Here is a 22,478-nt window from a genome sequence, read left to right on the forward strand (position 1 = left end):
GCATTCCAGCACATCTGACTCCATCATAGACGCACGACGCGCTGAAAAAACATCTTGCACCAATAAAAAAGTCATTTTTATGTGGGCGCGGGCATCTTGCGCTCACATTGAAATATTGCCGATTCACGTCGATAATGGCCCGTCTGGCTGGCGGGTTCCCGCAAGCTGCCGCTGCGTGAACGACCTTCGGGCGAACATGAAATTATTCACCAAGGGCCTGCTGCTGATCGCAGTGCCCAGCCTGGTGGAGCTGGCGCTTCTTGGCGTCGTCTTCGATACTCAGGAGCAGACAGCCCAGGCCGCGCAATGGGTCACCAATAGCAAGCAGATTCTCTACCAGTCATCGGCAATTGTTGATCCGCTGCTGCGCGAGGCGGCTCGGGTTCGCACCGGCATTGTGATCGGCGATCCGTCGTTGCTCGAGCGGCATACGGTGTGGATCGACGTGAGCGACCGTTTGTCGAAGCTCGACGCCCTGGTTGCCGATACGCCGCAGCAGGTCGAGCGGGTTCATAAGATGAAGCGCGCAATCGACGCATATCGCGCGCAGACCGTAATGATTTCGCAGGCGTTGCGTGATGGGCGCAATCTGCAATCGCTCGCTACGCTCGAGAGTGGTGCGTTGCCGCAGCCAGTCGCCGCATTTCGTGACGAACTCGCGGCCTTCGGCGAAGAGGCTTCGCGTCTCGATGCTGAGCGCTCGGCGGCTCTGGTGAGGCGTCGCGAGCATCAGCAATATGCGCTGATCGCCGCAGTGATCGGCTCCATGCTGATCTGGGCCGGTACTGCAGTCGTGTTTGCGCGCAGCATCGGGCGGCGCCTCGAAGTGCTGACCGATAACGCGGAGCGCCTCGGCAACGGGCGACCGCTTGCCGCGCGCCTGTCCGGCAACGACGAAATCGCGGCGCTCGACGCCGTGCTGCATCAGACGGGTGCGCGACTGCGTGAGGCGGAGGCCGAGCAGGCGTCGCTCAAGAAGCGTCTGGAAGCGCGGGCGCAGGAACTGGCTGGCGTCAATGAGGAACTGCGCCAGGAGACGCAAGACAACGAAATGTTTATCTACAGCGTATCGCATGACTTGCGCTCGCCGCTCGTGAACCTGCAAGGTTTTTCGAAGGAGTTGCAGGTCTCGTGCGATGAGCTGGACAGCATCGTCGTCGAAGGGCGGTTGCCGGAAGCGGAACAAAAACGTATGGCGCATATTCTCGACGGCGATGTGCGCGAATCCTTGCAATACTTGCGTAGTGCGGTCACGCGGGCTGCGGCGATCATCGAAGCGCTGTTGCGGATCTCGCGTGCCGGCCGGCTCGAATATCAATGGCAACGGGTCAGCGTCGCGCGCGTGGTGGCGCGCGTCGCCGAGACCTTGCAACGCGCCATCGAGGAGCGCGGTGCGGTTGTTACCGTACGCGAGCTGCCGCCGGCATGGGGCGACCCGGCCGCGATCGAACAGATCTTCAGCAACCTGATCGGCAATGCGTTGAATTATCTGGACCCCGCGCGCAACGGACGCATTGAGATCGGTGCGCTCGAACCGGAGCCCGTCGACGAAAACGGTCCGCGCGCGATTCGCATGCGCACGTACTATGTGCGCGACAACGGCCTGGGCATTCCGGCCGCCTATATGTCGAAGGTGTTTCGAGCATTTCAGCGTCTGCACGGCGACGTTGCGAACGGCGACGGAGTCGGTCTGGCGGTCGTGCGGCGCACCGTGGAGCGCCATGGCGGGCGCGTGTGGGTGGAGTCCGCGCAAGGCGCTGGATCGACGTTTTTCGTGGTGTTGCCGGAGCAGCCCGCGCGCCCCTGAACTGCAACCGGCGTGAACCGACAGAATGGAGGGCATATGAGTCACGGGGAGACGGTGAGCATCATTCTGATCGAAGACGACGACGGCCATGCCACGCTCGTCGAGCGAAATCTGCGCCGTGCCGGCATCTCGAACGGCTTCGTGCGCTTTCGGGACGGTCAGCAGGCGCTCGATTATTTTTTCGGCACGGACGCGGCCGACTGCGCCTCTGCAGCGGGCGGGAGCGTCACAAGCCGTCATGCCAATGCCGAAGATCTGAGGAATTCTGTCGTGCTGCTGGACCTGAAGATGCCGCGCGTCGATGGCTTCGAGGTGTTGCGGCGTCTGAAGGAGTCGCCACACACGGCGCCCGTGCCCGTGATTGTGCTAACCACCACAGACGACCCGCGCGAAATCGCGCGATGCTATGAACTCGGCTGCAATGTCTATATTACGAAGCCGGTCGAGTACGATGCGTTTATTGAAGCGGTACGTCGCCTCGGCTTCTTCCTGCAGGTGGTCAAGCTGCCGTCCGGGCATCGCTTCACTGCGTCGTCATGACTTGACAGCATTGCCACATACTCTCCAGACCTACTGACCGCGACTCGCGCATGACCGAAGAAGTGTCCCCGCCGCCCGCAGCATGTGTTCTCGTCGTCGATGACGACGAGGGCATCTTGCGGCTCGCGCGCAAGTCGCTCGAACGCGCCGGCTGCCGGGTTGCGGTCTGCGCAAGCGTCGAGGCGGCTCGCGAGCGGCTCGCCGACGGCGGCCTGGACCTGCTCGTGCTCGACTATCAACTGAGCGGGCCGCAAACGGGCCTCGACTTTTTCCGCCGGTTGCGCTCGGAAGGCGTGCGGATTCCCGCCATCCTCGTGACAGGTTTTACAGACGAGTCACGCGTAATCGAGGCATTGCGCGCAGGCGTGTCCGACGTGGTGCCCAAGTCGGGCGATTACCTCGATTACCTGCCCGAAGCAGTGGAGCGGGTTCTGTCGCAAGTGCGCTTGCAGCGTGCGTCGGAAGAAGCATTGCTACTGCGTGACCGAGAGCAGCATTACCGCAACCTGTCGGAAGCGCTGCCACACCTCGTGCTCACCTGCAATGCGTCCGGCGACTGCGATTTCCTGTCAAAGCAGTGGTACGACTACACCGGCCTTGGTGAGAACAGTTCGCATGGTTTGGCCTGGCTCGACGCCGTGCATCCGGACGATCGCGAAGAAGTTCGCCGCAGCTGGCTAAAAGCGGTGGCGAGCAATGCGGGCACTTATCGGCACGAGCTGCGCATACGCCGCCACGACGGCGAGTACCGCTGGTTCGATGCGCGCATGGTCGCGACGCGCAACACTGAAGGCAACTTCAGCAAATGGTTCGGCAGTTGCACAGATGTTCATTCGGAGCGCGAAGCCATGCAGGAACGCGAACGGCTTCTCGCTTCTGAACAGGCGGCGCGGCAGATCGCCGAAGAAGCGAATCGCGCGAAAGACCGCTTCCTCGCGATGCTCTCGCACGAGTTGCGCACGCCGCTCACACCTGTGCTGGCCGGTGCAAGCGTGCTCGAGATGATTCCCGACCTGCCGGATCAGGCGCGCTCGAGCGTGCGCATGATCCGCCGCAATGTCGAACTGGAGGCGCGTCTGATCGACGATCTGCTCGACCTTACGCGCGTGGCCAACGGCAAGCTGCGCCTGTCGCTCGAAACGGTCGACGTGCACGAGGTGATAGACAGCGTGCTCGAGCTTTTTCGCAGCGAGATCCAGGTCAAGCAGCAGGACGTGCATGTGCACAAGGACGCGCAGCATCACTACGTGCTTGCCGATCGCGCGCGCCTGCAGCAGATGCTATGGAACCTGATTCGCAACGCCGCGAAGTTCACGCCTGACGGTGGACACATCTACGTGCGCACGCGCGATGAGCGCATGCATGTGCAGATCTGCGTCGAAGACACGGGCATCGGCATCGAGCCGGAACAGATTGGCAAGCTGTTCAACGCGTTCGAGCAGGGCGATCAAAACATGACGCGGCAGTTCGGCGGGCTAGGTCTGGGCCTCGCGATCACGAAGGCGCTAACGGACGTGCATGGCGGCACGGTCACGGCCCAAAGCCCAGGCCCGCATTGCGGCGCGACGTTCACGATCACGCTGCCGACAGCGGCGGCGCCTGCGCAAAGGTTGCAGGCGGTATTGCCCGAGCATGTGCATCCTGCGGGCGTGCTGAACATTCTGCTGATCGAGGATCACGTGGATACGGCCGAGGTCATGGCGCAACTGATTCGCACACTCGGCCACGACGTCACGACGGTGGGCCGTGTGGACGACGCACTGGCTGCCACGCAGTTGCAGGAGTTCGATCTGGTTATCAGCGACGTCGGCTTGCCCGACGGCACTGGCCTCGACTTCATCATGGCGTATCGCGAGCATTGGGATGCGCCCGCGGTTGCGCTGACCGGTTTTGGTACCGACGAGGATGTACGCCGCTGCCTCGCCGCCGGTTTCACCTCGCATTTGACGAAGCCGGTCAATTTCGCGCAGCTCGAAGCGATGATCGAGAGCGCGATCAATCTGAAGGCACAAAAGCGGGCGTAAGGCGCGACGCGAATTGTGAAGTCGCGAAATCGCAGAACAACTGCTGTGAGCGGCTATCGAAAGCAAAGGCCTGTTGCGAGTGCATCGCAACAGGCCTTTTTACTGGGTGAATAGTGCGGTGGCGCTTCGCCTTACCGCCGTCTTAGCGCGGCGAGTTCTTCAGCGAGTCGCGAATCTCACGCAACAGCAGCACGTCTTCGGGCGGCGGCGGCGGTTCGGACGGCGCGGCATCGGCCGGCTTGCGCAGATTGTTGATGAACTTCACCATCAGGAAAATGATGAACGCCAGAATGACGAAGTTAATGGCCACGGTAATGAACGAGCCGTAACCGAAGACCGCAACGCCCGCCGTCTGCAGGTCTTTATACGACTCGGGGCTGCCTTTGAAGCTCGCCGGAATGGCGCCGAGCCGAATGAATTTGTTTGAAAAGTCGAGGCCGCCCGTAGCGACGCCGACCACCGGCATGATCAGGTCTTTCACAACTGAATTGACGATGGTGGAGAACGCGCCGCCGATGATGACACCCACCGCGAGATCCATCACGTTGCCTTTAAGGGCAAATTCCTTGAATTCCTTGACCATGCTCATAGGGTTTCCTCCTGGATATCGATGACCAAATCATACCAATCTCAGACAGATAGGCCAGCCCTTCGGCCAGGAAAACCCAGAAAGACGAGGACTGTTTCTTACGTCGGAAACTGTGACATGCCTTGGCGAGCGCGTTCGATATGCGCAGAAAAAGTGACCGGGTCCGTGTTCGTGCCACACAGCAGGACGCCCACGCGTTTGCCTTGCAGCTTCTCGCGCAGCGGTCCTAACAGCGCTGCCGTGGCGGCGGCGCAGGCGGGCTCGACGGCGAGCTTCAGTTGTCCGAACAACGTGAGCATGGCCGCGCAGAGTTGATCGTCTGAAACCGTCACGAGTTCGTCGATATGGCGGCGGCACAACTCATAGCTGTATTGCTCGGTATGCGGCGCCATCAATGAATCCGCAATGCTGTGCATGTGGCCCATCTTGACCGTGTGATTGGCGGCGAAGCTTTTTCCCATTGCATCGGCGCCTTCCGGCTCGACACCGAACACGTGCACGCCCGGATTCGCGAGCCGCATAGCCGTGGCCACTCCGGCCGCGAGACCGCCGCCGCCGATAGGCACGATCACGGCTTCCAGGTCGGGCGTTTGCGTGCTCCATTCGTAGCCGAGTGTGGCGGAGCCGAGCACCGTGCGATAACCGTTGAACGGGTGCACGAAATAGCGGCCTTCTTCGGCCTCGATGCGGCGCACGAGCTCGAAAGCTTCCGCAAGATCTTCGGCGAACACGATTTCCGCGCGGTATTGCCGGCACAGGGCGACGCGCGCCGGATTCGCCGCACGAAACAGCACCACTTTCGCGCTGATGCCGAGCCGCATGGCCGCATACGCGACGGCCACGGCATGATTGCCGCCCGACACGCACGTCACGCCCGCGCTGCGTTGTGCTTCATCGAGTGCGAGCAGGTTCGTGAACGCGCCCCGCGCCTTGAAGCTACCGCCCGCTTGCAGCAGTTCGAACTTGAAGTTCACCACCGTGCCTTCGAGCGACGCGAAGTCGAGCCTGTCGAACACCGGCGTTCGAGCCACCCACGGCGTCAGCGCGAAGTGCTGCGCGGCGATGTCGTCGAGAGTGGGGATCGGCTCGCCGTCGATCGTATGGTCGGTGTGCTGCGGCGTGGCGGTTGACATAAGCGTGGGCGAGATGAGAGAGGCGGGCGATAGTGAAAGTGTGGCTTCTCGTTGCTCAAGCGGCGGTTTCAGTGCGCATGCGCTTCGACGGACATGCTGCGAATGAACTTGTGCAAGAAGCGTTCACACTGCACGAGTTGATCCAGAGCGACGAATTCATTCGCCTTGTGCGCCTGCTGAATGTCGCCGGGCCCGCACACGATGCTCGGAATACCCGCTAGCGAAAAGAGCCCGGCTTCTGTGCCGTAAGCGACCTTGCGCTTGTCCTGGTCCGCGGTCAGCGCGCGCACGAGTTGCGTGATGGCTGCCTGCTCCGACGAATCAAGTCCGGGCGCCGCGGCGATCTTCGTAATCTCGATTGCCGCCAATGGATGCTCGCGCAACATTTTCGGCAACAGTGTTTCGCGTGCGTACTGGGCGATACGCGCGAAGATCGGCTCGGGGTCGAGCGTGGGCAGATTGCGGAATTCGAACTGGAACTTGCACTCGGCCGGCACTGTATTGATTGCGTTGCCGCCGACAATCGTGCTGGTTTGCGCGGTGGTGAACGGCACGTCGTACAGTTCGTCGAACGGGCCTTGCTCGCGGAACTGATCGGCCATGTCGCGGATATAACAGATGAGTCGCGCCGCGTATTCGATCGCATTCAAGCCTTTCGGCGTCAGCGACGAGTGGGCCGCCTGGCCACGCACGCAGCACTGGTATGCGTTGATGCCCTTGTGCGCCACGATGGGCCGCATGCTCGTCGGCTCGCCCACGATGCAGCCGTCCGGCTTCACGCCGCGTTTCATCAGGTCGGCGATCAGGAGCGGCGCGCCCGCGCAGCCCACTTCTTCGTCGAATGAAAGTGCGAAGTGAATCGGCTTGGCGAGCTTTGCGCGCTGCATGTCGGGCACGAGCGCAAGCGCCGCGCCGATAAAGCCCTTCATGTCGCAAGTGCCGCGGCCATAAAGCTTGTCACCACGAATTTCCGGCTTGAACGGATCGCTGTCCCACTGCTGACCGTCGACGGGCACCACGTCGGTATGGCCCGACAACACCACGCCGCCATTCGTTTCGCCGTCGTGTGCGGGGATCGTGGCGAACAGGTTGGCCCATTTGCCGCTGGCGTCGTGCGTGAGCGTGCCTTCAATGCCGAGCGCGCGCAATTCGTCGCGCACGGTTTCGATCAGACCGAGATTCGGATTGCGGCTTACCGTGTCCATCGACACGAGACGGGTGACCCAGGGAAGCGAGACAGGCGTGGTGCCAGAGGCGGAATCGGACGAAGCAGTTGCGGCTGTTTGCGAGGACTGCGCTGAATCAGCGACGTGAGACATGACAAGACTCCGGCATTTGAGTCTTTCGATCATACCCAAAAAAAGCCGCCCCGTATGCTGCGGCGCGCGTTTTGCGCGCCGCAGCATTGCCGGAAAACGCTAGACTTACCGAGTTTTTCTAACGCGCCGCGGCCGCCGTTGCGGTGCCCCGGCTTGGCGATCCCAACGCCCGCAAGGTTTCCTTGACGGTAGCCACTCGCACTGCAAGATCGGGACTGCGTGTTTCGATACGCAGCTTGTCCTGACCGGCCAGTTTGATGTGCTTGTGCTTCTGCACCATCTCGATGATACGCATCGCGTCGATTGGCGGATTCGGAATGAATTGCAGACCGATCACTGCTTCGCCCGCGTCGATCTTCGAGATGCCCAACGGCTTGGCCGCCAGTCTCAGACGATGCGTCTCCACGAGTGCATGCGCTTGCGGCGGCAATTTGCCGAAGCGATCGATCAGTTCTTCCTGAATGCCGTCGATTGCATCGCTGTGCTCGCAATTCGCGAGGCGCTTGTATAGCGACAGACGCTCCTGCACGTCGCCGCAATAGTCGGCAGGAAGAATCGCCGGCGCGTGCAGGTTGATCTCTGTCGTGGCGGCGAGCGGCGCGGTGAGGTCGGGTTCCTTGCCGTCCTTGAGCGCCTTCACTGCGTCGTTGAGCATGTCGGTGTAAAGCTGAAAGCCGATCTCGTGAATCTCACCCGATTGCTTGTCGCCGAGCACTTCGCCCGTGCCGCGAATCTCCAGATCGTGCATGGCCAGATAGAAACCCGAGCCGAGTTCTTCCATCTGCTGGATCGCTTCCAGACGGCGTTGCGCCTGCTTGGTCAGCCCTTGCGGATCGTGCACGAGCAGATACGCGTACGCCTGGTGATGCGAGCGTCCCACGCGCCCGCGCAGCTGATGCAGTTGCGCGAGGCCGAACTTGTCCGAGCGATGAATCAGGATCGTGTTCGCACTCGGCACGTCGATGCCGGTTTCGATAATCGTCGTGCACAGCAACACGTTCGCGCGTTGCGCGACGAAGTCACGCATCACGCGTTCGAGTTCACGCTCGTGCATCTGCCCGTGTGCGACCGCGATGCGTGCCTCGGGGACGAGCGCTTCGAGCATTTGCCGGCGATTCTCGATCGTCTCGACTTCGTTGTGCAGGAAGTACACCTGGCCGCCGCGCTTAAGTTCGCGCAACATCGCTTCGCGAATCACGCTTTCTTCCTCGCGACGCACGAACGTTTTGATCGCCAGACGCTTTTGCGGCGCAGTCGCGATAACAGAAAAGTCGCGCAGGCCTTCGAGCGCCATGCCGAGCGTACGCGGGATCGGCGTGGCGGTGAGCGTGAGAACATCCACTTCGGCGCGCAACGCTTTGAGCGCCTCTTTCTGCCGCACGCCGAAGCGATGTTCCTCGTCGATGATCACGAGCCCGAGCCGCTTGAACTGCACGTCCGACGACAGCAGTTTGTGCGTGCCGATCACAATGTCGACGCTGCCTTCGTTGATCTGCTGGATCGCCGCGTTGACTTCCTTGGTCGACTTGAAGCGCGACAGTTCGGCGATTCGCACCGGCCAGTCGGAGAAGCGGTCCGTGAAGGTCTGCGTGTGCTGTTCGGCGAGGAGCGTAGTGGGCGAGAGCAGCGCGACCTGCTTGCCGCCCATGACAGCAATAAACGCCGCGCGCAGCGCAACTTCGGTCTTGCCGAAGCCCACGTCGCCACAAACGAGGCGGTCCATTGGCTTGCCGCTCGTCATGTCGCCGATCACGGCTGCGATCGCCGCGGCCTGGTCGGGCGTTTCCTCGAAGCCAAAGCTCTCGGCGAACTTCACGTAGTCTTTCGGTTCGAGCGCGAACGCGTGGCCGGAACGGGCGGCGCGGCGCGCGTACAGATTGAGCAGTTCAGCGGCGGTGTCGCGAATCTGCTGGGCTGCCTTGCGTTTGGCCTTTTCCCATTGACCCGAGCCGAGCGAATGCAACGGCGCGCTTTCGGGATCGGCACCGCTGTAGCGCGAGATCACGTGCAACTGCGCGACCGGCACGTAGAGCTTGCTGTCGCCCGCGTATTCGAGATGCAGAAATTCGGTCTCGCCTTCGCCGAGGTCCATGGTGACGAGGCCCATGTAACGGCCTATGCCGTGCTGCGAATGCACGACCGGATCGCCGACCTTGAGCTCCGACAGATCGCGCACCATCGAATCGACGTTGCTCGCCTGTTCCTGGCGGCGCCGACCGGCGCGCCGCGCGAGCGGCCCATAAAGCTCGGTCTCGGTGATGATCGCAATGCCGTCAACGGGCACCGCAAAGCCGTTCGCGAGCGGCGCGACGCCGAGCGAAAAAGGCGCGTCGCCCGTCAGCCAGTCCTGGAAGCTGTCGCTCGACGCGGGCTTCAGATGGTTGTCCGCGAGCAGTTGCAATAGCGTTTCGCGTCGACCCGCCGATTCGGCGGCGAACAGGACGCGGTTCGGCGTGGTGTCGAGGTAGGTCCGCAACGCCGATACGGGGTCTTCCGCGTGACGGTCGATCGCCAGATTCGGCAGCGGCGTCGACCAGCCGCCACCCGCGTTGGCCGGCAGCACGAGCCGCGCGAACGGTTTCGCGAGCGTGAAGAAGTCTTCGTCCGTCAGGAACAGCCGCTGCGGTTCGAGAATGGGCCGGTCGCGGTCGTGCGACAGGAAGTTGTAGCGCTGCTTGGTGTCGTTGCCAAAGCGCCGGATCGCCGCGTCCAGATCGCCGATGAACGCCAGCTGCGCGCCTTGCGGCAAATAGTGGAACAGCGTGGCGGTGTCGTCGAAGAAAAGCGGCAAATAATATTCGATGCCCGCCGACGGCACGCCGTTACCGATGTCCTTATAGATCGACGCGCGGCTCGGATCACCTTCGAAGGTCTCGCGCCAGCGGCTGCGAAACGCGGTGCGCGCGGCTTCGTCGAACGGAAACTCGCGGCCGGGCAGCAGACGCACGTCTTTCACCGGATACAGGCTGCGCTGTGTGTCGGGGTCGAACGCACGGATCGAGTCGACCTGGTCGTCGAACAGGTCGATCCGGTACGGCAACGGCGAACCCATTGGATAAAGGTCGAGCAGTGAGCCGCGCACGCAGTACTCGCCCGGACGCACCACCTGGCTCACGTGTTCGTAGCCGGCCAGTGTCAGTTGGGCCTTCAGCTTCGCCTCGTCGAGGCGTTCGCCCTGCGAGAACGAGAACGTGTAGGCCGCGAGAAACGACGCCGGCGGCATCCGGTACAACGCCGTGGTGGCGGGCACGAGCAGGATGTCGCAACGGCCTTCGCCGAGATCGTGCAGCGTGGCGAGGCGCTCGGATACCAGGTCCTGGTGCGGCGAAAAAGTGTCGTAAGGCAGCGTTTCCCAGTCGGGCAACAGACGCACGCGCGCCTGCGGCGCGAAAAAGCCGATTTCCTGCGACAGGCGCTGCGCGTCCACGGCGCTTTCGCACACGACGGCGAGCAGCGGCACCTTCTCACGGTAGGCGAGATGGTAGCGGGCGATCAGCAGCGCGTCGGACGAGCCGTGCGTGCCGTCGAAGGCGAAACGCTGGCCGGCTTTGACGAGCGCGACGGGCGGGGAGTACTGCGATGATGCGGCGATGTCTGGCATAGAAGAGAAAAGGCGGCCTCGGGCTCACACGAACGGCCAAGTTTACGCGTGTCGGGGCGTGGATGCGAAGGACCTATTATAAAATCCGTCCTTTACTTTGACCTCGCGGCATCCGCACTCGTGACTTCCCGTCTATTTGCCCTGATTCCGTGCGCAGGCACCGGCAGCCGTTCTGGCGCCGCGATGCCCAAACAATATCGCACTGTGGCCGGCCGCGACATGTTGCATTATTCGCTCGCCGCGTTCGACGCCTGCAGTGAGTTCGCACAGACGCTCGTCGTCATCGCGCCTGACGACCAGCACTTCGACGCGCGCCGCTTCGGCGGCTTGCGTTTTGCTGTGCGCCGGTGCGGCGGGGCATCGCGCCAGGCGTCGGTGCTCAACGGCCTGCATGCGCTCACCGAATTCAACGCGCGCGACGACGACTGGGTGCTCGTGCACGACGCGGCCCGACCGGGCATCACGCCTCACCTGATCCGAACGCTGACGGGCGCGCTCAGGGACGATGCGGTAGGCGGCATCATGGCGTTGCCGGTTGCGGACACGTTAAAGCGGATCGACAAGGCATCGGCGGACGGACGCATTGCCCGCACCGAATCGCGCGACGGCTTGTGGCAGGCGCAAACGCCGCAGATGTTCCGCATCGGCATGTTGCGCGAAGCGATCTTGCGCGCGCAGGCCGACGGGCACGACCTGACCGACGAAGCAAGCGCAATCGAATGGGCCGGGCATGCGCCGAAGCTGGTGCAAGGCAGCTTGCGAAACTTCAAGGTGACCTATCCAGAAGACTTCGATCTCGCCGAAGCGATCCTGCTGCGCACTTCGGCATCGTGATGAGTGATTTCATTTTTACTGAACGGACTTGAGGGCTTGACGCAGATGGATTTCAGAATTGGGCAAGGGTATGACGTGCATGCGCTGGTGCCGGGGCGTCCGTTGATTATTGGCGGCGTGACGATTCCGTACGAGCGGGGCTTGCTCGGCCATTCGGATGCCGACGTGCTGTTGCACGCGATCACCGACGCTTTGTTCGGCGCCGCCGCGATGGGCGATATCGGCCGTCACTTCTCCGATACGGATGCGAAGTTCGCCGGCGCCGATAGCCGCGTTTTGCTGCGCGAGTGCGTGGCTCGCGTGAAGGCAGCAGGCTTCGCGATTGCGAACGTGGACAGCAGCGTGGTGGCGCAGGCGCCCAAGCTCGCACCGCATATCGAAGGCATGCGCGCGAACATTGCCGCCGACCTCGGCCTCCCGACGGACAAGGTCAATGTCAAAGCCAAGACCAATGAGAAGCTCGGCTATCTCGGCCGAGGCGAGGGCATAGAAGCGCAAGCCGTGGTGTTGCTGATCAAGGGCTGATGCGCCCGTTGACATTGACACATCAGGCGGCGGGCGCGCGGCGGCCAAGCTCGCCGCTGCCCCGCTGCCCAAGTCAAGGCGAGGCAAACCCGCAAGCCGCTAGCTTATTCGGCGGCAATGCACTGCGCAGCCGCATTGACCACTGCCGCGATGCGACCTACGTCGCGCAACTGCGTCGAGCTCATGCCTTCGGCGATCAACGTGTCGAAGTGCGACTTCACGCAGAAGTGACACTTGCCGATGATCGAAGCGGCCAGCGCGTACATCTCGAAGCGCCGCTTGTCCACGCCGCCGTGAGACGCATAGGCGTTCATGCGTAACTGCGCCGGTTGCGATTTCAGATCCGCGTTCTCCGCCATCTCGACATACGGATACCAGACGTTATTCATGCCCATCACCGCGGCGGCGGTCAGCGCGCCGTTCGTCTCTTCAGGAGAGAGCACGCCCGCGTTGCGAATTGCGTTGACGATGACGTTGCTTTTGGCGGCGAAGGCGGCGGCCAGCGCGACGCCGACGGCGTCGTTGCCCTCGAGCGACGAACGCGCAATCGTGCCGTCCAGGTTCAGGCGGATGTCTTTCGCGTAGTCGGGTATGAGCGCCTTAATGGAAGACAAGAACTCCATTGTCATCTCCTATCGGGTTGTCGATAAAAAAGCCCGCGGCTTTTTCAAGCGTGGCGGGCTCGGGTCGGCACGGCTTACAGCGTTGCGCCGCCGACTGCCCGGTTGCACGGACAGAGTTCGTCCGTCTGCAAGCCGTCGAGAATACGTAGCACTTCTTCCGGATTGCGGCCGACGTTCAGGTTGTTGACCGACACGTGCTGGATCGTGTTGTCCGGATCGACGATGAACGTTGCGCGGAGCGCCACGCCCGCTTCCTTGTCGCGCACGCCGAGCTGGTCGATCAGCTCGCCCTTCACGTCGCCGAACGAATAGTGGTTCAGCTTGCTCAGATCCTTATGCTCGCGGCGCCACGCGAGTTTCACGAATTCATTGTCGACGCTGCCGCCTAGCAGCACGGCGTCACGCTCTTCGAAGTCTTTCGCCAGCTTGCCGAACTCGACGATTTCTGTGGGGCACACGAACGTGAAATCCTTCGGGTAGAAGTAGATGATTTTCCACTTGCCCGGGAACGACTGCTCCGTGATTTCGTCGAACGCCGAGGCGCCGTTTTCCTCGTGATTGTTGAAGCCAGGCTTGGCAGCGGTGACGGTGAACGCTTCGAGTTTGTCGCCAACGGTTTTCATGCGAGTGCTCCTTCGTGTGTTGGAAAAAAAGCATGCTGAGGCTACCAGCGCGTCATCACGAGCGCGTGACAGGCTTTTCACTATAGCTCTATTGAACTATCACCTCAATAGTTTTTTCCTAACGACTCGGATAGTTATTATTCAACGGAGCGGGCATCGAGAGTGCGTGGGTCGCGCGTGCCCGACGTGCGTTGTGATGCGAGCGCCGGCCGCAACTCTCTCTTAGGCGCCCTTGGCGAGTGGGAACTCGATCGTGACTTCCAGGCCCGGGCCGGGCGTGCGATTACGCAACCGCAAGGCGCCCCGATAACGGCCGACGAGCCGCTGCACGATCGCCATGCCGAGACCCGTGCCGTTCGCCTGAGTGCGCGCCGAATTCACGCGATAGAAGGGACGTGTGACGAGCGCCAACTGATCTTCCGGAATGCCGGGGCCTTCGTCCACCACCGACAGTTCCACGCGTGAATGCGACACACGCGTTTCCAGGATCACATGCGGGATGCCGTCGCCATCGCTCAAACCATACTTGCGCGCGTTTTCCAGCAGATTGCCGACGACGCGCCGCATATCCGTCTCGTCGGCTTCGATCACCGCCGACGGGGCGAGCCGCGTGATCAGCCGCATGCTGTCCTCGCTTTGCATGCGCGCCGCAAGCTCGCTCGCGATCACGGACAGATCGACGGGTTCCGGGACACGTTGCACGGGGCGCGCGTAGTCGAGAAAGCGGCCGATGATCATGTCCATCTGCTCGATGTCGTCAACCATTGCGTCTTTCGTGCTTTGGTCCGACGGACTCATTTCCGTTTCGAGCCGCAGCCGCGCGAGCGGCGTGCGCAGGTCGTGCGAAATACCGGCGAGCATCAGCGCGCGGTCGGCTTCGAGCTGTTCGAGGTCCTGAACCATCTGGTTGAAACTGCGATTGGTTTCAGCGGCCACGCCCATGCCGCGCTCGGGCAGCGGTTCGGGCGACTGCCCGGAGCCGACCTTGCGCGCGGCCATCGCGAGACGGGCGAACGGGCGATTCACGAGACTCGTGATGAAGGCTGCGCCAAAGAGTGACAGCGCCAGCGCGAACACGCCCCAGCCAGCCCATTGCAGGCCCGTCGCGTTGTCGAGCTGATCGCGGTCGAGCGCGACCCAGTAATCGTCGTCGTCGATCTTGAAGCTGATCCAGACGCCGGGAATGTCGTTGACGCTTTGCGCGATCACCGTGTCGTCGCCGAGCCGGCCGCGAATGTCGTGTTCGATCAGCCGGTTCAGCGACTCGTCGGGCTGGAGCTTGTACTTGTCGGTTGTTTCGCGCGGGTACACGCGCACCCCTTCATTGCTTTCCAGATCTTGCAGCAAAGCGCGCCGCAGATCGGGATCGGAATAGAGGAGTGCGGTGCGCGTGAGCTTCACGATCGCGACGAGCTGCAAGGCCACGCGCTGCGCGCGCGGCTCGCGTTCGATCACCCGGAAGCTCTGGAACCACGCGGCGAGACTCACTGCGATCAACAGCGCGATCAACAGAAAGGTCCGCCAGAAAAGGCCGCCGAACGCGAGCGTCAGGAGGCGCCGGTCGATCCGCATGGGCCCTTCTTCTTATCTGAAAGCAAAAGCAGGAGGTGTGATCAAACTCAGGCTGCGCCGTCGGGAATGAACACGTAGCCCAGACCCCAAACGGTCTGGATGAAGCGCGGGCTGCCCGGGTCGGGTTCAATCAGCTTGCGCAGACGGGAAATCTGCACGTCGAGGCTGCGGTCGAACACTTCGTACTCGCGGCCGCGAGCCAGTTCCATCAGCTTTTCACGCGACAGCGGCTGGCGCGGATGACGCGCGAACACCTTGAGCACGGAGAACTCGCCCGTGGTCAGCGGAATTTCCTGGCCGGCCTTGGTGAGCGTGCGGGTGGCGAGATTCAGCGCGAACTCGCCGAACTCGAAGACTTCGGTAGTTTCCGACGGCGCGCCCGGCAGTTCGGACGGCGACTGACGGCGCAACACCGCGTGAATGCGCGCGACGAGTTCACGCGGATTGAAGGGCTTCGGCAAGTAGTCGTCCGCACCCATTTCAAGGCCGACGATACGGTCGACGTCTTCGCCCTTGGCCGTCAACATGATGATCGGCGTACGGTCGTTGCTGCCGCGCAGGCGCCGGCAGATGGAAAGGCCGTCCTCGCCCGGCAGCATGAGGTCGAGCACCAGCAGATCGAACCGCTCACGCACCCAGAGCTTGTTCATGGATGGCGCGTTCTCGGCTACGTACACGTTGAAGCCTTGCTCGCCGAGGTAACGGCGCAGCAGATCGCGCAGTCGCGGATCGTCGTCGACGACGAGGATTTTCGAAGGGTTTTTAGTTTCCATGGTCGGCATCTTAGCGCGATTAGAAAGTGGTGCGCGTTCGCATCATTTATCGAGTTACAGTCAGTTACAAAATTTACCCGCACTGTGGCACGACGTAAAGCGGTGGCAGTTAGACTCCTTTACTGAATGCGGCTGTTCGGTGGATACTTCACTCGACTAAAACCCACGCGCCCGGCTCGTTACCGGGTTTGTCATACGCATTTGAGGTAGCCGGTTGCCGCGCCACGAAGGGAACAACATGAAGGGAGGGGTCTGGCCGAATGTGCGCCTGAGCGTGATTGCACTGGCGGTTGCCGGTACACTCGCAGGCACATTGGGACCGACGCTCGCCCACGCCCAGCCTTCGGCCGACAGAGCTGCGAGCGAGCGCGCGTCCAGGGCAGGCAACTCAAAGGCAAGCCGTCACAGTTCTATCGTCGAGCGCCCTGCATCAGACGCCATGTTGCGTACGGCAGTTCCCCCCGATCTCGATCAACGTCGGCGTGACGGACATATGACGCCAGACGAACGTCGTTTGTTGAGACAGCACATCGAAGACGCTGTCCGCGAGCTTTACAAACGGTAGGCGCTTGGCTTGCGTTGTGGGCGCGGGGTTGTCCTCGATCTCGCGTTGCCTCATGTGCCGCTTTATGTGCGTTTGGGCGTTGTCGCTGTCCTGATTCTTTTGCGCTTTCGTTCTGCGCTTCCCGCGCGCTTCTCGTTTGTTTGTATCGCTGTTTCCATCCGGCACTTCGCGTTTTGCCCGCTGCGTTCAGATGTTACGTGACTAGCAGGCGTAGGCAGCCGTCGTCCATTCATGTCATTGATCGTGCTCATCGTGCTTCGAATGCGGGAAGCAACACGGTACGTGGATGCGTGGCCGAATCACGCAAGATGCGTCACGGCAGCAACGAGCGTAGGCTTCGTACACGCATAGATTTCGACCGCAAAGCGCATAGTTTCGCATTGCCGGCCGGCCCAGCTTATCGCCTGAAAAACCGAGCCCGCACCGCAAGAAGTCACCGACGCGAGTACGACATGAAACGACGCAGCTTTCTCTCGATGAGCGCCGCCGCCAGCGCGACTCTGTGGCTGCCTCGTGCGGTTCGCGCGCAGCCCGCCGCGCATAGCGCAAGTGAGCTCCCCGCGCTGCGTCCCGGATACGGCAACTTGCTGATCCTCGTCGAGTTGAAGGGCGGCAACGACGGCCTGAACACCGTCATTCCATTCGCCGATGCTGCGTACTATCGGCTTCGCAAGAAGATCGGGATCAAGCGCGAGCAGGTTATCCAACTGGATGGCCGCACGGCATTGCATCCGTCACTGGAACCATTGATGCCGCTTTGGCACAGCCGGCAACTGGCGATTATCCAGGGCGTCGGCTACGCGCAGCCCAATCTCTCGCATTTCCGCTCGGTAGAGATATGGGACACCGCTTCGCACGCCGACGAGTATCTGCGCGACGGCTGGCTCACTCGAGCATTCAGAAGCGCACCGTTGCCCGCAGATTTCGCTGCAGACGGCGTGGTCATTGGCAATGCTGAAATGGGACCGCTCGCGAACTGCGCTCGTGTGCGGACTCTTCTAACTCCAATACAAGGTCCTGGCGCCGCAAAAGCCAGGACGTACGATGGCGCGAGGCCGAAGCCAATGCTACGCGCGCCGCAGCTGACGACGGGGTTTCCTTGCAGCGCGTTTGGCGCGTCGATTGAAATTGCAATGCGGATGCTTCAAGCCGACGACATGCCGCGCGCGGCAGCGGGCAAACGCGGCGGCGTTGCGGCGATTCGCCTGACGGTAAACGGCTTCGACACGCATCGCAACCAGCCGTACAGGCACCGCACATTGTTGAAGCAACTCGCCGAAGGCCTGACAGCGATGAGAGCGGCGCTGATCGAACTGGGCCGTTGGAACGACACGCTCGTCATGACTTATAGCGAGTTCGGGCGGCATCCACGAGAGAACGACAGCAACGGTACTGATCACGGCACGTCGGCGCCGCATTTCATGATGGGCGGACGTGTGCTCGGGGGCTTGCACGGTGCGCCGCCGGAGCTTGGACGGCTCGATGGCCATGGCAACTTAGCGGTCGCCGTCGACTTCCGCCGACTCTACGCCACCGTACTTGCAAGATGGTGGGGCCTCGATGCCGCGGCGATTCTGCGCCAGCAGTTTGCGCCGCTGCCTTTGCTGCGCGTCTGACGGCCGGCGCGCTCCGCGCTGAGCCGGACGCCGGACGACGCGCCGCGTAAATGGCGCGCGGCGGCGCTCACTTTGCGCGCCAGGCGATCCACAGCTTGCGGATCGGCGTCAACGCGATCCTTTGATGCAACACGTGGTAGCCGTCGCGCTCGATCTCGTCCAGTAGCGCGGACGCGAGCGCGCCTTGCGCGAGCAACGCGCGCTGCGAACGGCGCTCATTGGCCGGGACGGCGGCGAGCGCCGTTCGCACGGCATCGCGAGCACGCTTCGTCTGAAAACGCATGAGCTCGGTGAATGCGTCGCTATATTTTCGATTGATCAGGTCCGCGGCTGTTACATTGAAGCGCTGCATTTCGTCAATAGGGATGTAGATGCGGCCGTGGCGCGCATCGTTGCCCGTTTCGACCACGAGCTGTGCGAGCAGCAGCGCTTCGCCTAACGGCGCCGACCAACCCGGCGCTTGTGACCCATCGGCAGGCGTTTCAGTCCTCGCGCTGCGCGCCACTAACGAGGTAAAGGTCCCGCCGACCGCCTGCACATAGCGCCGCAAATTCGGATAGTCGAGATAGCGCGCCTGGTCGAGATCCATCTCAAAGCCGCTCAAGAGCGCTTGCAGCGCCGGGTATTCGGCCTTCACGTCGGGCAGCGAGGCCGCGAGCGCTTTCGAAACCGGGTGCGTGGGCGTGCCCGCAGCAAGCGCGGCCAGTTCGTTCTGCCACCAGGCAAGCTTGGTGCGGCCAATGGCCGGATCGCTGACTTCCTTGACCGTTTCCTCGAACTCGCGCCGCAGTGCGAACAGCGCGGTCAAGCGCGGCTGACTGGCCGCGGGAGCCTGCCGAAGCGCGTAGTAAGTGCTCGATCCTGGAGGCGCCGCTTTTTGCTGGCAATATTCGTCGAAATTCACGGGTTGGAATGTGGAGAAGGGCAGGCGAACAGGGCACGGCAAGCGTGCACGAAGCCGAAAATTGTAGCATCGGCGGGGTAAGGACAGATGCGCGGCGGTTGCAGACAAGCGCGAATCAATGCGTTAGAATCTCGCGCTTACGCTTTTGGGCATGCACCTTGGGTGCCGCACAAAGCGTGAAGGACATCGGGCAAGACGCACAACGCTTGTCCGGCTGCGAGGGTGGCGAAATTGGTAGACGCACCAGGTTTAGGTCCTGACGCCCGCAAGGGTGTAGGGGTTCGAGTCCCCTCCCTCGCACCACTTTTCTGTAACGCAAAACCCCGTCAAGTCGTTGGACTGGCGGGGTTTTTCGTTTTCGGGCCGCTTGTTAGCGCGCGCTCAGGCGACCGGCGTTTCCGGTGGCGCCTGAGTGCCGGGCAGGTCGGCTTGCGCAGCGCCTTCGAGAAAGCGTCGAGTCGATTCGAACGCTTGCAGCATCTGATCGGGCCAAGGCGTTTGCAGCATGACCGCCTGATGGTTTTCAAATGCCGACGACAACAGCTTCGCCAGTTCGGGCGAGCGCAGATGACGCAGCAGCACACTGACTGCGATGGCCGTCGCCTGGCTCGCGCCGGCCGTCTGGAGTTCCGACGCGGTGAGCGCCGCGATCTGTTTGTTGAGATCCACTAAAACTTTCCTGATTAGATTGAACGATCGACTTGCACGCCGCGCGGGTCGTTGAGCGAATGCATTCGATAGCCGGACGCGGCGGCAGATCCCGAATTTTGACACGGTTGGTAGATTGCCGCGAAGACCGCGTCGCTCGATGAGCGTTGCTGCCGACTTTGATTGTCAGTTGACTACGCCTTTTTATCTGAGCTTTTGAATCCCATGATGGCCGCGTCGCCTGTGCAATTCGTTGCGCCGGCTACTCGTACTGGGCGTGCAGTGGAATCCGTGTGTTTCGATTACGCCGTGTACGCGACATTGTTCCTGTCGCTCAATGCATTGCTGCTGCGTACATTGCATCATCATTTCGACGCGGCGTACGATAATGCCGCGGTGTGCGCGTCGATTGCGTCGCAGCAAGGGTTTCTGGTCGGCGGGAGCGCATTCGCCTTCGCGAGTTTGCACCTCACGAGGCGTGACAGCATCGTGCAGCTGTGCGCGATTGTTTCTACGCCGCTCGTGCTCGTGATGTGGGTGTAATCGTTCTACGCGAGTCTGACGCTGGACGGCGGATCGTGGGCGAGTCCGCCGTCGCTCGATTCGCTCGAATCTTGTGCAAGCTGTTCGCGCTGGCCGCGCTGGCCGCGCTGGCCGCGCTGTGGCTCGCACGGATTCGTCGTATCGGTGCGCCGCCTGGCGACCATCGGTTACCTTTTGCAAGTGTTGACTGGGGCAATCGGCGTTTTCTGCTTGAACGCGACGCCGCGGCGCACGCTGCATCATTTGACCGTGGCGCCATACCAGCTCGTCGACATGTCGCAGTCAATACTCGTGCAGGCGTCTGTTTCGGTATTCTGGGCGCTATGCGAACTCGCGGCGATGATCTGGGCCACCCGTTGCGCACACCGTGTCGTCTGGTTCGTTGGCGGCGCATTGCTCGCCGCGACCGTCGTCAAACTGTTCCTGTTCGACCTGTCGCACGTGAGCGGTGTCGGGCGGATCGTATCGTGATCGTATCGTTTATCGGCTGGGCGCGACGTTGCTGCTGATCGGCTACTTCGCGTCGTTGCCGCCCACGCTAGTGGTCGGGGAAACTGAACAATGAAGCAATTTCTGAAGGTAACGGCCTGGTGTGTCGCGATCGGAGCCGCTTGGGCCGCGGCGCCCGCCTGCGCTGAAGATTTCGCGCGGCACTTTACGCTGCAACTCGAAGAGGGTGCCGCCTATTACAGCGTCGCGCTGCCGGCCGCTGTCTATAGCGCCAGTCAGCGCAACGATCTCGGCGACGTGCGCGTATTCAACGGCGCGGGCGAGCCCGTGCCGTATTCGCTCGAGGGACCGCGCGAGCTGCCACGCACGCCGCCGACTTTGCGCCCGGCGCGATGGTTTCCGCTGCGCCCGGTGCCGGCGGGCCACACCGGTGCGCCGCTCGGTGTGACGATCGCGGCCGACGGTTCGCTGCACGCCACCGCAGCGCCGCCGGGTCGCGCTCAGCACGACACGGATCTGATCGACGCGGGAGAGGCCTCGCGCGAGGGCCGCGTGAGCGCGCTGGTGATTCGTCTTCGTGACGATAACTACCAGGGGCGGGTGTCGGTTGAATCGAGCGACGACTTGCGGAACTGGCAGCCCGCCGGCGACGCGCAATTGCTCAAGGTCAGCTACAACGGCAGCACGCTGAGCCAGGACCGCGTAGAGCTGAGCGGTGCGCGCGCTCGTTATCTGCGCTTGCATTGGCTCGACGGCGCGCCGTATCTCGAATCGATGAATGTCGAAGTGCAGGCGACCGGCTCGGGTGGCGCGCAACTCGCGGACAAGCAGCGCGAATGGCGGGAGAACATCGTGGCGCAGGCGGGACCCAAGGCCGGCGAATATTTTTTCTCGACTGGCGGACCGTATCCCATCGACCGTTTGCGCCTCCATTTGCCGCAGCCGAATACGGTGGCGCCTGCCGTCGTCTATTCACGCGGCGCACTCGGCGCGGCGTGGCACGAGGTGTCGAGTGCGACGCTCTTCCGTTTGCATAACGGCGATGTCGAACAGAACAGTCCTTCGCTGCAACTCGCGCCCGACACGGACCGTCACTGGCGCGTCGTCGTCGATACGCGCAACGGCGGGCTCGGAAATGGAGCGTTGAGCATCGCAGCGGGTTGGCGCCCCGCGACGCTGACTTTTGCCGCGCATGGCGCGGCGCCTTTTACGCTCGGTGTGGGCAATGCCGCGGCCGTATCGACGGCCGTCGGACGTGACGAACTGCTGAATGGAGCTTCGTCGGCGGTGGTCACGGCGCGCGTTGGCGAACCTGTGGCGCTCGAGCAGAATGCAAATGCGCCATCGTCGGCGAGTGCGGATGCACACCGCCGTTATATGGTGTGGGCCGCTCTGGTTCTTGCCGTCGGAGCGCTTGCGGCCATAGCCTGGCGCATTGCTCGCAGCGTATCGTCCAGGATGCCGGCGAGTGATGCCGCGGCGGCCGTGCCGGGTGGTACGGCGAGTGGTTTCGCGAGTACGCCAGCCGCTTCGGCGGACACTGCTCAAGCGGCCAGCGCTCCTGCTCAGAACGCGACCAATTCATTGACCGGTGGTGTGTCGGGCACGACGCAAGGCGGGCATCAGCGTGATGGCAGCACCTGAATTGCACGCTTTTCAATAGTCTGCGACGCGCGGGTTACGGCTGGGTTGGAAGGGCGGGACGTGCACGCAGTCATGGTGTGGTTGGCAAACACGAGCGTGTCGAAGACATGGTTCGTTACCCAGGAGTGCGTGCAACTCATTGGTC

General features: G+C 62.3%; 20 protein-coding genes and 1 tRNA gene. 11 read left to right on the forward strand and 10 right to left on the reverse strand.

The features are described 5' to 3' along the window. The first annotated feature begins 196 nt into the window (after positions 1–196). The 3 genes from OH764_RS07230 to OH764_RS07240 are packed head-to-tail and all read left to right on the forward strand — an operon-like array spanning position 197 to position 4,371. Complete coding sequence (locus tag OH764_RS07230; protein WP_498848543.1) at positions 197–1,807, forward strand: sensor histidine kinase; 1,611 nt, start codon at positions 197–199, stop codon at positions 1,805–1,807. Between the two features lie 36 nt (positions 1,808–1,843). Beyond that, the gene (locus tag OH764_RS07235; protein WP_498848544.1) at positions 1,844–2,347 is read left to right on the forward strand and encodes a response regulator; all 504 of its coding nucleotides are present in this window, start codon (positions 1,844–1,846) and stop codon (positions 2,345–2,347) included. 50 nt (positions 2,348–2,397) lie between these two features. Continuing rightward, positions 2,398–4,371 carry a hybrid sensor histidine kinase/response regulator gene (locus OH764_RS07240; RefSeq protein WP_498848545.1) on the forward strand — a complete coding sequence of 658 codons (1,974 nt, stop codon included), beginning with the start codon at positions 2,398–2,400 and terminating at the stop codon, positions 4,369–4,371. 142 nt (positions 4,372–4,513) lie between these two features. Here OH764_RS07240 and mscL read toward each other — a convergent pair whose 3' ends face one another. From mscL to mfd, 4 genes are all read right to left on the reverse strand, one after another. Continuing rightward, positions 4,514–4,960, reverse strand: a complete 447-nt coding sequence (gene mscL, locus OH764_RS07245) for a large-conductance mechanosensitive channel protein MscL (protein WP_498848546.1) — start codon at positions 4,958–4,960, stop codon at positions 4,514–4,516. 98 nt (positions 4,961–5,058) lie between these two features. Beyond that, on the reverse strand, positions 5,059–6,093 hold the full coding sequence (locus OH764_RS07250) for a threonine/serine dehydratase family protein (protein WP_498848547.1): 1,035 nt from the start codon (positions 6,091–6,093) through the stop codon (positions 5,059–5,061). A 68-nt stretch (positions 6,094–6,161) separates the two neighbouring features. Beyond that, the gene (gene argE, locus OH764_RS07255; protein ID WP_498848548.1) at positions 6,162–7,412 is read right to left on the reverse strand and encodes an acetylornithine deacetylase; all 1,251 of its coding nucleotides are present in this window, start codon (positions 7,410–7,412) and stop codon (positions 6,162–6,164) included. A gap of 118 nt (positions 7,413–7,530) precedes the next feature. Next, positions 7,531–11,013: a transcription-repair coupling factor gene (mfd, locus tag OH764_RS07260; protein ID WP_498848549.1), complete on the reverse strand. Its 3,483-nt coding sequence runs from the start codon at positions 11,011–11,013 to the stop codon at positions 7,531–7,533. A gap of 120 nt (positions 11,014–11,133) precedes the next feature. Here mfd and ispD point away from each other — a divergent pair, with 120 nt between their 5' ends. Both ispD and ispF read left to right on the forward strand, forming a co-directional pair. Continuing rightward, the gene (gene ispD, locus OH764_RS07265) at positions 11,134–11,847 is read left to right on the forward strand and encodes a 2-C-methyl-D-erythritol 4-phosphate cytidylyltransferase (RefSeq protein WP_087753283.1); all 714 of its coding nucleotides are present in this window, start codon (positions 11,134–11,136) and stop codon (positions 11,845–11,847) included. A gap of 45 nt (positions 11,848–11,892) precedes the next feature. Next, positions 11,893–12,372: a 2-C-methyl-D-erythritol 2,4-cyclodiphosphate synthase gene (gene ispF / locus OH764_RS07270; protein ID WP_128594985.1), complete on the forward strand. Its 480-nt coding sequence runs from the start codon at positions 11,893–11,895 to the stop codon at positions 12,370–12,372. A 104-nt stretch (positions 12,373–12,476) separates the two neighbouring features. Here the strand turns inward: ispF and OH764_RS07275 are convergent, their stop codons facing one another. The 4 genes from OH764_RS07275 to ompR all read right to left on the reverse strand — a co-directional run bounded on the left by OH764_RS07275 (position 12,477) and on the right by ompR (position 15,972). After that, complete coding sequence (locus tag OH764_RS07275; protein ID WP_498848550.1) at positions 12,477–12,995, reverse strand: carboxymuconolactone decarboxylase family protein; 519 nt, start codon at positions 12,993–12,995, stop codon at positions 12,477–12,479. 74 nt (positions 12,996–13,069) lie between these two features. Further along, the gene (locus tag OH764_RS07280) at positions 13,070–13,618 is read right to left on the reverse strand and encodes a peroxiredoxin (RefSeq protein ID WP_498848551.1); all 549 of its coding nucleotides are present in this window, start codon (positions 13,616–13,618) and stop codon (positions 13,070–13,072) included. A gap of 222 nt (positions 13,619–13,840) precedes the next feature. Then, a complete protein-coding gene (locus tag OH764_RS07285) occupies positions 13,841–15,190 on the reverse strand; it encodes an ATP-binding protein (protein ID WP_020065895.1) in 1,350 nt (449 codons plus the stop codon). 47 nt (positions 15,191–15,237) lie between these two features. Beyond that, positions 15,238–15,972, reverse strand: coding sequence for an osmolarity response regulator transcription factor OmpR (gene ompR / locus OH764_RS07290; RefSeq protein WP_006048917.1), 735 nt, complete (start codon positions 15,970–15,972; stop codon positions 15,238–15,240). A gap of 229 nt (positions 15,973–16,201) precedes the next feature. On the opposite strand from ompR, the gene OH764_RS07295 reads away from it, so the two are divergent. Next, positions 16,202–16,528: a hypothetical protein gene (locus OH764_RS07295; RefSeq protein ID WP_498848552.1), complete on the forward strand. Its 327-nt coding sequence runs from the start codon at positions 16,202–16,204 to the stop codon at positions 16,526–16,528. 452 nt (positions 16,529–16,980) lie between these two features. Then, a complete protein-coding gene (locus tag OH764_RS07300) occupies positions 16,981–18,144 on the forward strand; it encodes a DUF1501 domain-containing protein (protein WP_498848553.1) in 1,164 nt (387 codons plus the stop codon). A 67-nt stretch (positions 18,145–18,211) separates the two neighbouring features. On the opposite strand, the gene OH764_RS07305 is transcribed toward OH764_RS07300, so the two are convergent. Then, positions 18,212–19,048 carry an isoprenoid biosynthesis enzyme family protein gene (locus tag OH764_RS07305; protein ID WP_498848554.1) on the reverse strand — a complete coding sequence of 279 codons (837 nt, stop codon included), beginning with the start codon at positions 19,046–19,048 and terminating at the stop codon, positions 18,212–18,214. A gap of 216 nt (positions 19,049–19,264) precedes the next feature. Here OH764_RS07305 and OH764_RS07310 point away from each other — a divergent pair. Further along, positions 19,265–19,351 (forward strand) — tRNA-Leu (locus OH764_RS07310). Between the two features lie 78 nt (positions 19,352–19,429). Here OH764_RS07310 and OH764_RS07315 read toward each other — a convergent pair. Beyond that, positions 19,430–19,717, reverse strand: coding sequence for a hypothetical protein (locus tag OH764_RS07315; protein WP_020065898.1), 288 nt, complete (start codon positions 19,715–19,717; stop codon positions 19,430–19,432). A gap of 288 nt (positions 19,718–20,005) precedes the next feature. On the opposite strand from OH764_RS07315, the gene OH764_RS07320 reads away from it, so the two are divergent. The 3 genes from OH764_RS07320 to OH764_RS07330 all read left to right on the forward strand — a co-directional run bounded on the left by OH764_RS07320 (position 20,006) and on the right by OH764_RS07330 (position 22,333). Further along, the gene (locus tag OH764_RS07320; RefSeq protein WP_498848555.1) at positions 20,006–20,239 is read left to right on the forward strand and encodes a hypothetical protein; all 234 of its coding nucleotides are present in this window, start codon (positions 20,006–20,008) and stop codon (positions 20,237–20,239) included. Between the two features lie 210 nt (positions 20,240–20,449). Further along, positions 20,450–20,710: a DUF2339 domain-containing protein gene (locus tag OH764_RS07325; protein WP_498848556.1), complete on the forward strand. Its 261-nt coding sequence runs from the start codon at positions 20,450–20,452 to the stop codon at positions 20,708–20,710. Between the two features lie 90 nt (positions 20,711–20,800). Next, positions 20,801–22,333 carry a DUF3999 domain-containing protein gene (locus OH764_RS07330; RefSeq protein WP_498848557.1) on the forward strand — a complete coding sequence of 511 codons (1,533 nt, stop codon included), beginning with the start codon at positions 20,801–20,803 and terminating at the stop codon, positions 22,331–22,333. Positions 22,334–22,478 lie beyond the last annotated feature (145 nt).

The organism is Burkholderia sp. M6-3, assembly GCF_050858985.1.
Classification (GTDB): domain Bacteria; phylum Pseudomonadota; class Gammaproteobacteria; order Burkholderiales; family Burkholderiaceae; genus Paraburkholderia; species Paraburkholderia caledonica.